Annotated in this window: 9 protein-coding genes; 3 read left to right on the top strand and 6 right to left on the bottom strand. The window is 50.7% G+C overall.

Annotated features, from left to right (window positions below):
- The first annotated feature begins 69 nt into the window (after nucleotides 1-69).
- Nucleotides 70-1,596, top strand: a complete 1,527-nt coding sequence (locus Q3C19_RS04650; RefSeq protein WP_302727526.1) for a VapE domain-containing protein — start codon at nucleotides 70-72, stop codon at nucleotides 1,594-1,596.
- Between the two features lie 164 nt (nucleotides 1,597-1,760).
- Here the strand turns inward: Q3C19_RS04650 and secDF are convergent, their stop codons facing one another.
- From secDF to Q3C19_RS04625, 5 genes are all read right to left on the bottom strand, one after another.
- A complete protein-coding gene (gene secDF / locus Q3C19_RS04645; protein WP_277122708.1) occupies nucleotides 1,761-4,754 on the bottom strand; it encodes a protein translocase subunit SecDF in 2,994 nt (997 codons plus the stop codon).
- A 113-nt stretch (nucleotides 4,755-4,867) separates the two neighbouring features.
- Complete coding sequence (locus Q3C19_RS04640) at nucleotides 4,868-6,952, bottom strand: M3 family metallopeptidase (RefSeq protein WP_302727524.1); 2,085 nt, start codon at nucleotides 6,950-6,952, stop codon at nucleotides 4,868-4,870.
- Between the two features lie 47 nt (nucleotides 6,953-6,999).
- Complete coding sequence (locus Q3C19_RS04635) at nucleotides 7,000-8,100, bottom strand: endonuclease/exonuclease/phosphatase family protein (protein WP_277122702.1); 1,101 nt, start codon at nucleotides 8,098-8,100, stop codon at nucleotides 7,000-7,002.
- A gap of 47 nt (nucleotides 8,101-8,147) precedes the next feature.
- Nucleotides 8,148-9,038 (bottom strand): rhomboid family intramembrane serine protease, encoded by an 891-nt coding sequence (locus tag Q3C19_RS04630; RefSeq protein ID WP_022162929.1) that lies wholly within the window; start codon nucleotides 9,036-9,038, stop codon nucleotides 8,148-8,150.
- Nucleotides 9,019-9,753: a rhomboid family intramembrane serine protease gene (locus tag Q3C19_RS04625; protein WP_071148049.1), complete on the bottom strand. Its 735-nt coding sequence runs from the start codon at nucleotides 9,751-9,753 to the stop codon at nucleotides 9,019-9,021. The genes Q3C19_RS04630 and Q3C19_RS04625 overlap by 20 nt, the downstream gene beginning before the upstream one ends.
- A gap of 210 nt (nucleotides 9,754-9,963) precedes the next feature.
- Here Q3C19_RS04625 and Q3C19_RS04620 point away from each other — a divergent pair, with 210 nt between their 5' ends.
- Nucleotides 9,964-10,230, top strand: a complete 267-nt coding sequence (locus Q3C19_RS04620; protein WP_022162927.1) for an HU family DNA-binding protein — start codon at nucleotides 9,964-9,966, stop codon at nucleotides 10,228-10,230.
- Between the two features lie 278 nt (nucleotides 10,231-10,508).
- The gene (gene argS / locus Q3C19_RS04615; protein WP_302727520.1) at nucleotides 10,509-12,326 is read left to right on the top strand and encodes an arginine--tRNA ligase; all 1,818 of its coding nucleotides are present in this window, start codon (nucleotides 10,509-10,511) and stop codon (nucleotides 12,324-12,326) included.
- Between the two features lie 245 nt (nucleotides 12,327-12,571).
- On the opposite strand, the gene topA is transcribed toward argS, so the two are convergent.
- Complete coding sequence (gene topA / locus Q3C19_RS04610; RefSeq protein ID WP_071148046.1) at nucleotides 12,572-14,929, bottom strand: type I DNA topoisomerase; 2,358 nt, start codon at nucleotides 14,927-14,929, stop codon at nucleotides 12,572-12,574.
- Nucleotides 14,930-15,040 lie beyond the last annotated feature (111 nt).

The following is a 15,040-nucleotide window of genomic DNA, read 5'->3' as shown; positions in this document are numbered from 1 at the left end:
CGGTTTGGCAGGCCGGATATTTGTCGTATCTTTGCCTGCGTACAAACACATAAAAACACAAAATAGACAATGAAAACAGCAAAGAATCTGATCAGCCGTGTCCGGAACCTGCTGACGGACGTACACCGTTCCGCCCCCTCCCGCCGTCGGACGCAATCGTACGAACACGTATTGGAATACCTGCAACATTTCTGCTCCACGCTGCCCGCTGGAACGGAACTTGTCTTCCTGCTGGATGGCCGGAACGGAGAAGTGCGCTGGAGAGAACGCACGGCAAGGCTTGAACCGACCCCGAACGAAGCTGAGCATACGGAACGGCCTGCTGCCACCGAAGCGGTGCATCAGGAACCTGCCACCGCTGCCGCTGAAACTCCTTCCGTCCCCGCTACCACGGAGGGGAAGCCCTCGAAGCAGCAACAGACCATGCAGAACCTGCTGCGCTTCCTGCGCCTGCGCTATGCCTTCCGCTACAACCGCCTGACGGAGCAGACCGAATGCGCTTTGCGCGACATCTTCGCTGCCGACGAACACCACCTTATATATAAGCCTGTGGACAACCGCCTGCTGAACGGCATTGCACTGGCCGCCATCGCCGAAGGCATCGACTGCTGGGACCGCGACGTGCGCCGCTACGTGGAGTCGGACAACGTGCCCGGCTACCATCCCTTTGCCCGTTACTTCGACACGTTGCCCGCCTGGGACGGTCGCGACCGGGTGACGCCTCTGGCTGCCCGGGTTTCGGACAATCCGCTGTGGGTACGCTCGTTCCACCGCTGGATGCTGGCTCTGACAGCAGGCTGGATGGGGCACGACACGGGCGGCAAACGTGCCAATAGCGTGGCGCCCATCCTGGTGAGCCCCGTGCAGGGAATGGGCAAATCGACCTTCTGCCGCCTGCTGATGCCTGCCGAGCTGCGCTGCTACTTCACCGAAAGCTTCGACCTGAGCAACCCCACAGCCGCCGAGAACAAACTTGCCTCCTTCGGACTCATCAATCTGGACGAGTTCGACAAGCTGCCTGCCACCCGCATGCCGCAACTGAAGAACCTGATGCAGATGGAGAACCTGAATCTGCGCCGTGCTTACCGCCGCAGCACCGAGCCGTTGGAGCGCATCGCTTCGTTCATCGGTACGAGCAATCGCCGCGACCTGCTGACGGACGCTTCGGGCAGCCGACGCTTCATCTGTGTGGAGGTGGAGCACGAAATAGACTGCACCACGCCCGTGGAGCATGCCCAACTCTACGCTCAGCTGAAGCACGAACTGCAGCAAGGCGAACGCTGCTGGTTCAGTAAGCGCGAGGAAGCGGAGATACAGGCAGTGAATCAGGCCTTCTATCGTGTGACACCTGCCGAAGAGGTGCTGGGCGCCAACTTCCAGTTTGCCCGGCCGGGCGAGCAGGGAGCGCGCGTCATGTCCGCCGCCGCCCTTTACGCCGCCCTGAAGCAGCAGAACCCGTCTGCCCTGACGGGCTACAGTTGTCTGGCCTTTAGCCGCTTGCTGGCACAGCTGGGGCGCCGTGTGCATACACGCTATGGCAACGGCTATTGGGTGAAGGAAAGCCGGATGCAGGAGGGGGAAGGAATGGATAAATAATGTAATATCATTTGCTGAGCATATCGGTATTAGGCCATAAAAAAAGAGGATGCATCCATTTACGGATACATCCTCTGTATAGGGAACTTAATCTTTTGTTTTTAGCCCTTAAGCTGAAGAGTCTTTTGCAACTCATCAACTTAAGAACTTAAAAACTCAGAAACTTATTTTTCTGCGACTACTTCTTCGTTTTTCTTCTTCAACAGCATGAAGGCGATAGGAGAAGCGACGAAGAGTGAAGACAGTGTACCGAATACAACACCCAGAATCATGGCGAAGGCGAAGCTGCGGATAGAGTCACCACCGAGGATGAAGATACACAGCAACACGATCAAGGTACTCAGTGACGTATTGATGGTACGTGCCAGTGTCGTGTTCAGTGAGTCGTTGAACAGAGTCAGCTTGTCACGCTTCGGATAGAGACCGAGGAACTCACGTACACGGTCGAAGATAACCACCTTATCGTTGATAGAGTAACCGATAGCCGTCAGGATGGCACCGATAAATGTCTGGTCGATTTCGAGCGAGAACGGCAGGATGCCCCAGAAGATGGAGTATGCACCCAAGATGACGATGGTATCGCAAGCCAGAGCTGCTACAGAACCGATACTATAAGCGATGTTACGGAAGCGGAGCAGGATGTACAGACCGATAGCGATCAGAGCCAGTACAACAGACCAGATAGCTGATACCTTGATGTCGTCGGCGATGCTCGGACCTACCTTCTGCGAACTGATGATACTACCGCCTGTGTGGTTCTCGCGGTCGATGAATGTTTCCAGCGAAATGTTCTGAGTGAGCAGCGGCTTCAGAGTCTCGTACAGATAAGCTTCGATTTCAGAGTCAACGTTGCTGCCTTCTTCCTGAATGCGGTAGTTGGTACTGATACGTACAGTCTTACCGTCGGTACCGATGGCGATAACGCTTACGTTAGCATCACCAAACTTGCTGGAGATGAGCTCACGTACTTGTTCAGGTTCAACTTCTTTCTCGAACTGTACCTTGAAGTTACGTCCACCGGTGAAGTCGATACTTTGGCTCAGACCGCGTGTAAACAGGAAGCCGAGGCAAACTACGACAACGATGAGTGTAGTAGTCATCCATACTTTTCTGCGACCCATGAAGTCGAAGTGAGTATTGGCCATCAGGTTCTTGGAGATACCTGTGCAGAATGTCAGGTTCAGCAGCTTGTCCTTACCCATGAAGTGTTCGTAGAACAGACGAGTCATGAACACGGCTGTAAAGAATGAAATCAGGATACCGATGATCAAGGTAGTAGCAAAACCACGGATAGGACCTGTACCGAAGTTGAACAGGATGATACCGGTGATGATAGATGTCAAGTTAGAGTCGAAGATGGCCGAGAAGGCGTTCGAATAACCATCAGCCAAGGCTTTCTTCACACCCTTGCCTGCGCGAAGCTCTTCCTTGGTACGTTCGTAGATCAACACGTTGGCATCCACAGCCATACCCAGTGACAGCACCATACCGGCGATACCGGACATTGTCAGTGCAGCCTGGAAGGAAGAAAGAATACCCAGTGTGAAGAACAAGTTCAGGATGAGGGCGCCGTTGGCAACCATACCGGGGATGAAACCATACATGGAGCACATGTAGATCATCAACAGCACGAGAGCCACGATGAATGAAATGATACCGGCGTTGATAGAAGCCTGACCGAGTGACGGACCTACGATGTCTTCCTGTACGATGTGGGCAGGAGCCGGCATCTTACCAGATTTCAATACGTTGGCCAAGTCTTTCGTTTCGTCGGGGGTGAAGTGACCGGTGATGACAGAGTTACCGCCAGTAATTTCGTTCATTACATTCGGAGCAGAATATACGTAGCCATCCAATACGATAGCGATGCTGCGGTTGATGTTCTGCTTGGTCAGCTGTGCCCAGCGGCGTGCACCGTCAGTATTCATAGACATGCTTACGCACGGTTTGCCATATTGGTCGTAGTCGTCCTTGGCGTCTACGATTACGTCACCTTCCATAGCGGCACGGCCGTTACGCTCGGTCGACTTGATGGCATAGAGTTCGAAAGTCTGTGCTTTCGGGTCGAAAGCTACGGCAGAAACACCCCACTTCAGACGCAGGTCTTTCGGCAGTTCAGACAGAACTTCGGGCATTGACAGATATCTGTTGATTTCTGCTGTATCCTTATAGCTGGCATAGCCTACTACCGGACCACCATTGGGGTTCACCTGCAGAATGGCCAGTAACGGATGTTCTTTCTTGATTTGTTCCAGATCGGCAGCCTGTGATTTGCTTTCGCCTTTCAGAGCGGCTGCAAGACTGTCGGTAGTGCTGGTAGCTTGAGCTACAACGGGAGCTTCGGTAGCAACTGTATCAACGGCAGTGCTGTCGGCTGCAGTCTGTGTGCTCTGCAGAACGCGCAACTTGTTGTCGGCTGATTGCAGGTAAGGAGCTACTTCGTTTGCATTGTAAGTTTCCCAGAATTCGAGGTTGGCAGAACCTTGCAACAATTTTCTTACACGTTCGGGCTCTTTGATACCAGGCAGTTCGACCATGATGCGGCCCATCTTGTCTTCCAGACTCTGGATGTTGGGCTGAACGACACCGAAACGGTCGATACGTGTACGGAGCACGTTGTATGAGTTGTCGACTGCGGCTTTAACTTCTTCGCGCAGAACCTTCTCAACTTCTGCATCCGAAGATTTCTGGTTTACTTTGTCTTTCAACTGTTGGGTAGCGAACAATTGTGCAAGAGGTTGGTCCGGAGCAAGTCTGTGGTACTCGCGAACGAACAGTGTGATAACGTCGTCCTGGCTTGTTGTAGCCTGTTTAGCGGCTGTTGACAATGCCTGGTTAAACGCTTCGTCGGTTTTGTTGTCCGCCAATGTCTTGATAACATCGGGTACAGAAACTTCGAGGATGACGTTCATACCACCCTTCAAGTCCAAACCAAGACTGATTTCCATCTCACGACAATCTTTCAGAGTCCAGTTGCCAAACCACACTTTCTCGTTCGCCAGAGAATCCAGGTAGTCCTGCTCCACTTTCTCGTCTCCTTTTGCATACTCCTTAGCCTTGTTGGTATAGTAGCGAGTTACAAAAGAAAAGGACAAGTAGAACACGCAGACCAGTGTGAGCAAGATGGCAAAAACTCTTACAAATCCTTTGTTTTGCATGTTACTTTTAGTTTATTATGATTACTTTATTTAATTAATTCTGATGTATATAGGGCTGCAAATATAGCTTTTTTTTCACATTTGGAAGTAAAAGGAACTCAAATATTTGCATATTATTTCATTCCGCGGTTTTTTAACATCGGTTCCAGTTGGGGCTCGGCGCCGCGGAAATTCCTGTAAAGAGTCATGGCGTCTTCGCTGTCGCCTTTCTCCAGTACGTTGCGTCGGAACAGGTCGGCTGTGTGGCGGTCGAAGATGCCGTTTTCCTTGAAGGCTTCGAAAGCGTCGTTGTCGAGCACGTTGGCCCAAAGATAGCTGTAATAACCTGCTGCATAACCGCCGATGATGTGGCTGAAGTAGGTGGTACGGTAACGCGGAGCTATTTCGGGAATCAGTCCCAGACGGTCCATGGCTTCTTTCTCGAAGGCTACTACGTCCAGACCAGTCGTATCGGTCAGGTTATGCAGGTTCATATCCAGAAAGGCGGCTGCCATCAGTTCGGTCGTGATGAATCCCTGATTGAAAGTCTTCTGATTGAGGATCTTTTCGATCAGTTCGTCAGGAATTGTTTCGCCGGTCTGGTAATGCTTGGCATACATCTTCAGCACTTCGGGTTCGGTAGCCCAGTGCTCGTTGATCTGTGAGGGCAGCTCTACAAAGTCGCGTACGACGTTCGTGCCTGATGTTCCCTTATATTGGCACTTGGTTAACAGACCGTGCAAGGCATGACCGAATTCGTGGAACAGGGTTTCTACTTCGTCGATGGTAAGCAGAGAGGGAGTGTCGCCTACAGGTTTGGTAAAGCTAGTCACATTGCATACCAGCGGACGGATATCACCTTGCTGCTCGCGGTAATTGCTCATCCAGGCACCACCGCTTTTGCCTGCACGCGGGAAGTAGTCGGTATAGAAGATTCCCAGTTGCGAACCGTCGGCATCTTTCACTTCGAATACTTGTACGTCGGGATTGTAGACGGGAATGCTGTCCATTGGTGTAAGGGTGATGCCGTACAGCTTGTTGGCTACGGCGAAAGCACCTTCGCGTACGTTTTCGAGTTTGAAGTAGGGTTTGATTTGCTCTTCTTCGAGGTTGTACTTCTCTTTACGCAGTTTCTCGGTGTAGTACCACCAGTCCCAGGCTTCCAGCTTTTCGCCTTTGTTTTCGCGGTCCATCAGTTTTTGTAACTCGGCTGCTTCGGCCTTGGCTTTGGGCAGGGCGTACTGCCACAGGTTGTTCAGGAAGTCCATGACGGTCTTTGAATCCTTCGCCATGGTATTGTCGAGTACAAAGTTGGAGTAGCAGTCGAATCCCAGCAGGCGGGCTTTTTCGAGGCGCAGGCTGACGATTTCGGTGATGATTTTCTTGTTATCGTTCTTGTCGTTGTTATTACCGCGCTGGATGTAGGCTTTGTATACCTTCTCGCGCAGCGGACGGTTGGCCGAATATTGCAGGAAAGGCAAGCGGCTGGAGTTGTGCAGGGTAAACAGCCATTTACCTTCCTGTCCGGCTGCTTTGGCTTCGGCTGCGGCGCTCTGACGGAACCATTCGGGCAGTCCGGTCAAGTCTTCTTCCTTGTCGACAAACAGTTTGAATTCGTTGTTTTCGTTCAGGATGTTCTTGTCGAAACGAATGCCGAGGGTAGAGAGTTGTTTGTTGATCTCGCGCAGGCGGGCTTGCTTGTCGGCAGGGAGGTTGGCACCCGAGCGAACGAAGCTTTTGTAAGTCTTCTCCAACAGACGGCGCTGTTCGGTGGTCAGTTGCAGGCTGTCTTTCTGCTGATAGACGTCTTTTATCTTGGCGAACAGTGCTTCGTTAAGGAGGATATTGTCATTGTGCTCGGACATGACAGGGGCCAGCTTCATGGACAGTGCTGTGAGCTTGTCGGTCGTTTCGGCTTCGGTCAGGTTATAGAATACACCTCCTACACGGTCCAGAATGGGCGAGCTGTTGTCGAAGGCTACAATGACGTTATCGAATGTAGGTGCTTCGGCATTGGAAGTGATGGCCTGGATGTTGGCTTTTTGTTCGTCGATGCCTTTCATGAAGGCTGGTTCGTAGTGTTCCAGTTTGATCTGGTCGAACGGCGGAACACCGTACGGGGTTTGGAACTCGGTAAGGAACGGATTGGTTTCCGTCTGAGTAGTACAAGAGTACATCATACAGCTTGCTGCTAAAATTAGAATACTTTTCTTTATCATGGTATTAAGGATTTATGTTTCGTAAATCAGTTGATAGATTCCGGTTGTTACTTTCTCGGGGCAATGTAGCACCAGATGGGGTAATGGTCGGACTCTTTTATGGAGCGGTCTACCGTACAGTTAAAACTCTGCAGGTTCGGGCTGACCAGTATGTTGTCTATCCGGAAATAGAATTTGTTCTGGTTGTACGAGATGCCCAGCCCGCATCCCGACTGGGTGAAGGCATCATCCATGTCCTGACTGATGACGCGGTGGGTATAAGAGATAGGGGTATCGTTGAAGTCGCCGCATACTATGATGTAGGGATGTTTGGAGTGGGCAATGGCGTTGGCTATGCTGTCAGCTTGCGGGGCACGTATGGCGGAGGCTTCGGCCAGTTTGCGGACAAGCAGACGGGCACCGCTTTTTACTTTTTCTTTTTGCGGGTCTTTCAGCATGCTTTCGTATACCACTTTGTCTTCTTTGGTCAGTTTGTTCGATTCCAAGTGATTGTTGATAAGAGTCAGAGTGTCTTCTCCAATCTTTATTTCGTAGACGACGGAACCGTTGTAGTCGCTTTTGTATTTCAGGGTATGTGCCGAAAGGATGGGGAACTTGGAGTAACAGGCCATTTTATTGGTCGATCCTTTCCCTTCGCCTACCGTATGGATGCGGTGGTAAGGGTAGTCTTTCAGTGCTTTTTCCACATCTTTCTGCATCAGGAACTTCTTGGCTGTAGACGTTGCATACTCCTGCAGGCACAGAATGTCGGCTTCGCTGTCTTTAAGATAATTCAGAATGGGGTTCTGTCCGTCTTTCTTTATGGTTCCGTCAAACCCCATGATGTTGTACGACAATACTTTGAAACTGCCTTCGGGCAGGTTGTCCGTATGCCAGTTAATAGGACAATACGTATGCAGCTGTGGAAAGCACAGCAGGAAGCCTGCCAGTGGTACCAATGCCTGCTTGAAGCGCTGTATGATGAGCCAGAAAATCAGAAAGCCACCATTGACAAGTGCAAATATCGGAAAAGTCAGCCCGAAACAGGACTGTACGGGGTGTAACTCCGGATTGATGTACGGACTGTAGGCAGCAAACAGCAGGAGCCCGGTAAAGAGCACGTTGGCTGCCAGAATCAGAAATACTACAAAGTAACCGAGATGTTTCACTTGCTTTCGTCAATAATGGATGTTCTTTTTGCTGTCGAAGAGAACGGCTACCGTTTGCTGGCGTCGAACAGACTCTTCTTTTCGTCGGCTGTCAGACTTTCATAACCCGACTTTTTCAGTTTGTCGAGTATGCGGTCTATTTCTTCCGACTGTGCCTTTTTACGGGCATTGTATTCGTAGTCGCTTTTCCGGTTGGCGCTGTAGTGCACCTTCATTTTGGGCTTGCGCGGCTTGAAACTGAACAACGAACTGACAGCATCAATCAGTTTGTTGATCCAGGCTGTTGCGTCCGTTCCTTTACTGAGTCCGGCTGCAAACCAAAGTCCGGCCAAGGCTCCTCCCAGGTGTGCGATGTGTCCGCCGGCATTGCTCGAAGTAATGAACAGCAGATCGGTTCCGATGACAATCAGTGCTAGATATTTCAGACGGATGGTACCGAAAAGCAACAGGCGGATAGGGTAGTTGGGTTCGCGGTAGGCTGTGGCCGTCACAATGGCCAGTACCGAAGCCGAAGCGCCCAGCATGAATGAGTAGTCGACCATGGGGCGGAAGTAGGGGAAGACGTTATAGGCAGCCATGTAGAGGATACCGCCGCAGATGCCGCCCAGCAGGTAGACACCCCGCAGGTGTTTGGACGTGAAGAACTGCAGAAACAAAGCTCCGAACCAGTAAAGCCACAGCATATTGAACAGGATGTGCAACAATCCACCATGCATGAACATGTACGTCAGGATGGACCACGGCTGCACGATGAAACGTGCAGGGGAAGCCGGCAGTTCGAACCACTCGTAGAGTCCGGAAAGACTGCGGTTGAAAAGCTGTACGATAACTCCGCACAAGGTAGTCAGTACAAATACGGCCACATTGATGTAGATCAGCCGGATATAAATATTACCTCTACGGAAGGTCTCTCTCAGTTCATTGATAATAGTAGCCATTTCTTCTGTTCTTTCTTCTCCAATACATTATTAATATAAAGCCGAATATCATACCACCCAGGTGTGCAAAGTGAGCCACGTTGTCGCTGGGGTTGTTGGCGAAGCCCGACCACAGCTCAATCAGGGCATATCCCATGACAAAGTATTTGGCCTTGATGGGGAAAGGTAGGGGGAAAATGAACATCGGCTGGTTGGGGAACAGCATGCCAAATCCCAACAGGATAGCATAAACAGCTCCCGAGGCACCTACGGTCGAGGCGTTCAATGTTAGGTTCAGATTGGCCATGGCCGGATCGACGAAGTTCATATTACGGCTCAGGGCTTTGGCTCCTTCGTTGAATACACCTTCGATGGCTTCGGGCGACATACCCGACTCCAGCGTGATGTAGCGTATACCGGTCACCAGCTCCTGAATGAGTCCGGCTCCGATGCCGCACAGCAGATAGTAGAACAGGAAGCGTCGCGGTCCCCATACCTGCTCCAGAATGCGACCAAACATCCATACGGCAAACATATTGAAGAACAGGTGCGTGAATCCACCGTGCATAAACATGTAAGTGATGAGCTGGGCCGCGTTGAAATTGTCGGCCAGAATAAAGTGCAGTCCCAAGTATTCATTCAGATCGATGCCATAGCTTTGGGCAACGATGGTACCAAGAAACATCAGCACGTTGATGATTAAAAGGTTCTTGGTGACAGTAGGTATATTGTTCATAATCTGTTTTTTCGTTCTGTGAGTTGCAAAAATACGAATAATTTCTGTTCTATAACAGAAAATGGGCTGACTATTCTTTGTTTTTATCAGAAATCCAATCTTTTTTTAGTGTTTTTATTTGATATTCAGAAATATTACTCTATTTTTGTAGATACCTGATTTAGTGGAGGTAATCACTATTGTATAACATAACTTATTAATTCGTCCATTATGAATAAAGCAGAACTTATCAGTGCAATGGCTGCTGAGTCGGGATTGACAAAAGCCGATTGCCAAAAGGCGCTGGATGCATTTACCGCATCGGTGATCAAGACTTTGAAGGAAGGTGGAAAAGTGTCCTTGGTAGGGTTCGGTACCTTCTCGGTGATAGAAAGAGCTGAACGTTCGGGAATCAACCCTACGACGAAGGAAAAGATTGTTATTCCGGCTAGGAAAGCTGCGAAATTCAAACCTGGTAATGAGCTGACCTTCGAATAAAAAGGAAATACGGGTCGGCAGACAATACGACGAGGAGACGTGTCGAAGGAAAATGAGGTGGCGGCATCCGGTAGGGCGGATGAAGCGTGCCGAGAGGTTTCTTCGACACGTCTCCTCGTTTTGGTTACTACCCTTCGGAGTGCTGTGTTGCAGCCGAAAACGTGTCGCAGGCCGGTATCCGCTTTGTTTACAGGCGAAAATCGTCTTTCAGTGAAAGAGAAGCTTGTACCTTTCCGTGCTTTTATGTACTTTTGCACCAGGAAAATACATTATAAGTCATGAATATAGAACAGAAACTGGTTTCGTCCGTAGTCAACGGACTGAAAGCACTGTACGGGCAGGACGCTCCTGCCGCACAGGTGCAACTGCAAAAGACCAAGAAAGAATTTGAAGGCCACCTTACACTCGTGGTGTTCCCCTTCCTGCGCATGTCGAAGAAAGGACCGGAACAGACCGCACAGGAAATCGGTGAATACCTGAAGGCAAACGAACCTTCGGTAGCGGCATTCAACGTAATCAAGGGTTTCCTGAACCTGACCATCGCATCGTCGGCATGGATCGAGTTGCTGAACGGCATTCATACAGACAAGCAGTATGGTATTACGGCTGCCGGCGAACAGTCGCCGCTGGTGATGATCGAGTATTCGTCGCCCAACACCAACAAGCCTCTTCACCTGGGACACGTGCGCAATAACCTGCTGGGTAATGCGCTGGCCAATATCATTGCCGCCAACGGTAACCGTGTAGTGAAGACTAACATCGTGAACGACCGTGGTATACACATCTGCAAGTCGATGCTGGCCTGGTTGAAGTACGGAAACGGCGAGACTCCCGAGTCGAGTGGCAAGAAAGGCGACCATCTGATTGGTGATTACTACGTAGCTTTCGACAAGCACTTCAAAGCCGAAGTGAAGGAACTGATGGCCCAATATATGGCCGAAGGCATGGGCGAAGAAGAAGCTAAGGCAAAGGCCGAAGCCGAATCACCTTTGATGAAGGAAGCCCGCGAAATGTTGGTGAAATGGGAAGCTGGCGACCCCGAAGTACGTGCCCTTTGGCAAAAGATGAACGACTGGGTATATGCCGGATTTGACGAGACTTACAAGCTGATGGGTGTCAGCTTCGACAAGATATATTACGAGTCGAATACCTATCTGGAAGGCAAGAAGAAAGTGCTCGAAGGACTGGAGAAAGGACTTTTCTACCGCAAGGAAGACGGTTCCGTATGGGCCGACCTGACAGGCGAAGGCCTCGACCACAAGCTGCTGCTCCGTGCCGACGGTACATCGGTCTACATGACGCAGGACATCGGTACTGCCGAACAACGTTTTTCTGACTATCCCATCGACAAGATGATCTATGTAGTGGGTAACGAACAGAACTACCACTTTCAGGTACTGTCCATCCTGCTCGACCGTCTGGGCTTTGAGTGGGGTAAGAGCCTGGTGCACTTCTCTTACGGTATGGTGGAACTGCCCGAAGGCAAGATGAAGAGCCGCGAAGGTACCGTAGTTGATGCCGACGACCTGATGGAAGAAATGATCAATACAGCCAAGGAAACGAGCAACGAACTGGGCAAGCTTGACGGTCTGACACAGGAAGAGGCCGATGACATTGCCCGCATTGTCGGTCTGGGTGCGTTGAAGTATTTTATTCTGAAGGTGGATGCCCGTAAGAACATGACGTTCAATCCGAAAGAATCAATCGACTTCAACGGCAATACCGGTCCGTTTATCCAATATACGTATGCCCGTATTCAGTCGGTACTGCGCAAGGCAAAGGAGGCCGGTATCACGGTTCCCGAACAGCTTCATGCCGGCATCGAGCTGAGCGAGAAGGAAGAAGGTTTGATTCAGATGGTAGCCGATTTTGCTGCGGTTGTGAAGCAAGCCGGTACGGACTACAGTCCTTCTATCATTGCTAATTACTGTTATGATTTGGTGAAGGAATACAACCAGTTCTACCACGACTTCAGCATCTTGCGCGAAGAGAATGTCGATGTCAAGGTGTTCCGTCTGGCATTGTCAGAGAATGTAGCCAAGGTCGTTCGTCTGGGTATGGGACTGCTGGGCATCGAGGTGCCGGAACGCATGTAAGCCAAAGCCTATAAAGACTAAAAACGCATTAGCATATATGCCTTGATTTTTCCCCAGTTAGGAAAAAATATTTTCCTAACTGGGGAAATTTTTTTGCATACTTGGCCTTAAAAATCCATGGAGGTGATGCCGGTGTGTAATGCAAGTACGGCTCATGAGCCACACTTGCACGGTTCGCGAGCCGTACAAGTGTTGTTCATGAGCCGTGCAAGTGTTCTGCAAAGCTGCTATTTTCAATTTAGTTTTTAGCGCTTGCCTGTGCTTTTGGCTTTTGCTTTTCCGCGTTTGGGTTTGTCACCATCTTTGTCTTCCTGCAACTTGACGAGTTCCAGACACGATTGCAAGCTGAGGTCTTGCGGAACAATATCCTTGGGTATCTTATAATTGTTGCCTTTGTAGGAAATGTAGGGGCCGTAGCGTCCGTTCATGATTTCCAGTTCGGGCTCTTCGTCAAACTTCTTCAGGTGGCGTTTGGCTTCTTCGGCTTCTTTTTCTTTGATCAGTTCCAAAGCTTCCTCCAGCGTAATAGCCAGCGGGTCGACACCCTTGGGCAGGGAAACATACATGCCATTGTAGTGGACGTAAGGACCAAAGCGTCCGGCACCGATGGTGATAGCCTTTCCTTCGTGATCGCCCAGTGTACGGGGCAACTTGAAGAGGTCGAGCACTTCTTCCAGGGTAACGGTTTCGATGGACATGTCTTTCTTCAGCTGGGCGAAGCGGGGCTTGTCCTTGTCGTCGGCTGTGCCAATCTGGGCAACCGGACCGAAACGACCGATTTTGACCGATACTTGCCGGCCGCTTGCAGGGTCTGTGCCCAAGATACGTTCACCGGCTTTGTGGGCGCTCTTGGTGGCAAGAGTCGATTCTACCGAAGGATGGAAATCCTTGTAGAACGTTTTCAGGATGGATGTCCATTGCTTCTCTCCCTCGGCAATTTCATCGAACTGCTTCTCGACATTGGCTGTGAAGTTGTAGTCGAGGATGTTGGGGAAGTATTCCAGCAGAAAATCGTTCACAACCGTTCCGGTATCGGTCGGAATCAGCTTGGCCTTCTCGGCACCGGTGATTTCCGTCCGGTTGGTGTCGGCGATGGTGCCGTTCTGCAGTGTAAGTACATTGTAAGTACGTTCTTCTCCTGCCTTGTCTCCTTTCTCTACATATTCGCGTTGCTGGATGGTAGAAATGGTGGGGGCGTAGGTTGACGGACGTCCGATGCCCAGTTCTTCGAGCTTGCGCACCAGGCTGGCCTCAGTGTAGCGTGGAGGATGCTGGGTGAAGCGCTCGGTAGCTACGATGTCCTGATATTCCAGCTTCTGTCCTTTTTTCAAAGGCGGCAGCAGGCGTGCTTCGTCTTCCTGCTCCATATCGTCGTCGTAAGATTCGCGGTAAACGCGCAGGAAACCGTCGAACTTGACCACTTCGCCAGTAGCTGTAAAGGCATCCGCTTCGTTGCTGATGCTGACGGTAACGGTGGTCTTTTCTACTTCGGCGTCGGCCATCTGTGAGGCGATGGTGCGTTTCCATATCAGGTCGTACAGACGTTTCTCCTGCGGAGTAGCGTCTATTTTCGATTTCTGCATATCGGTGGGGCGGATGGCTTCGTGCGCTTCCTGTGCACCCTTGGTCTTGGTGGCATAGTGGCGCGGGCTGACGTAGCGTTCGCCCATCAGGTTAAGGATGGCTTCTTTGCTGCCATTGATGGCGTATTCGGACAGGTTGACTGAGTCGGTACGCATGTAGGTGATGTTTCCCGATTCGTACAGCCGTTGTGCCACCATCATGGTCTGTGCCACGGTGAATCCCAATTTGCGGGCGGCTTCCTGTTGCAGGGTCGAGGTGGTGAAGGGGGCGGCAGGCGACTTCTTCAGCGGACGGGTAGTGATGTCGCTGATGGTGAACGTAGCTGTGCGGCAACCTTCCAGAAACTTCTGCGCTTCGGCCTTGGTCTTGAAGCGGCGAGGCAGTTCGGCTTTCATTTCGACTGTTTTTCCGTCGGCATCGGGCACCAGGAAAACTGCTGTCACACGGTAGGCGGCTTCGGTACGGAAAGCTTGTATCTCGCGTTCGCGCTCTACGATGAGGCGTACGGCTACCGACTGTACACGACCGGCCGAGAGGGCAGGCTTTACTTTCTTCCACAGTACGGGCGAGAGCTCGAAACCTACGATGCGATCCAGTACACGGCGTGCCTGCTGGGCATCAACCAGGTTGATGTCGATGTTGCGCGGGTGCTCGATAGCTTTCAGGATGGCGCTTTTCGTAATCTCGTGGAAGACGATGCGCTTCGTATGTTCGGGATTGAGTTTCAGTACTTCGTACAGATGCCATGCAATGGCTTCTCCTTCGCGGTCCTCATCGGAAGCCAACCATACGGTTTCGGCGTTGGCAGCCTCTTCCTTCAGTTCAGATACCACTTTCTTTTTGTCGGCCGGTATTTCATAGTGTGGCTCAAAGTTGTTTTCAATGTCGATACTGAATTCTTTTTTCTTCAAGTCGCGTATATGGCCATAGCTGGAAAGTACCTTGAAATCTTTTCCAAGGAATTTTTCGATGGTTTTAGCTTTGGCCGGAGACTCAACTATAACAAGGTTTTTTTGCATAAATTTTTGTTTTGTAGCGACTCCTGTCACTGAGTTTGCCCGCAAAAGTAGGAAAAAACATATTTCCCACCTTATAATATAAGAGATTTTAGCAAAAAAGACCTTTTTTTG

It is taken from the genome of Bacteroides sp. ET489, assembly GCF_030518095.1.
In the GTDB taxonomy this organism is placed as follows: Bacteria; Bacteroidota; Bacteroidia; order Bacteroidales; family Bacteroidaceae; genus Bacteroides; species Bacteroides ndongoniae.
The sequence above is the reverse complement of the archived record's forward strand: the minus strand, read 5'-3'. Positions and strand labels throughout refer to the sequence as shown.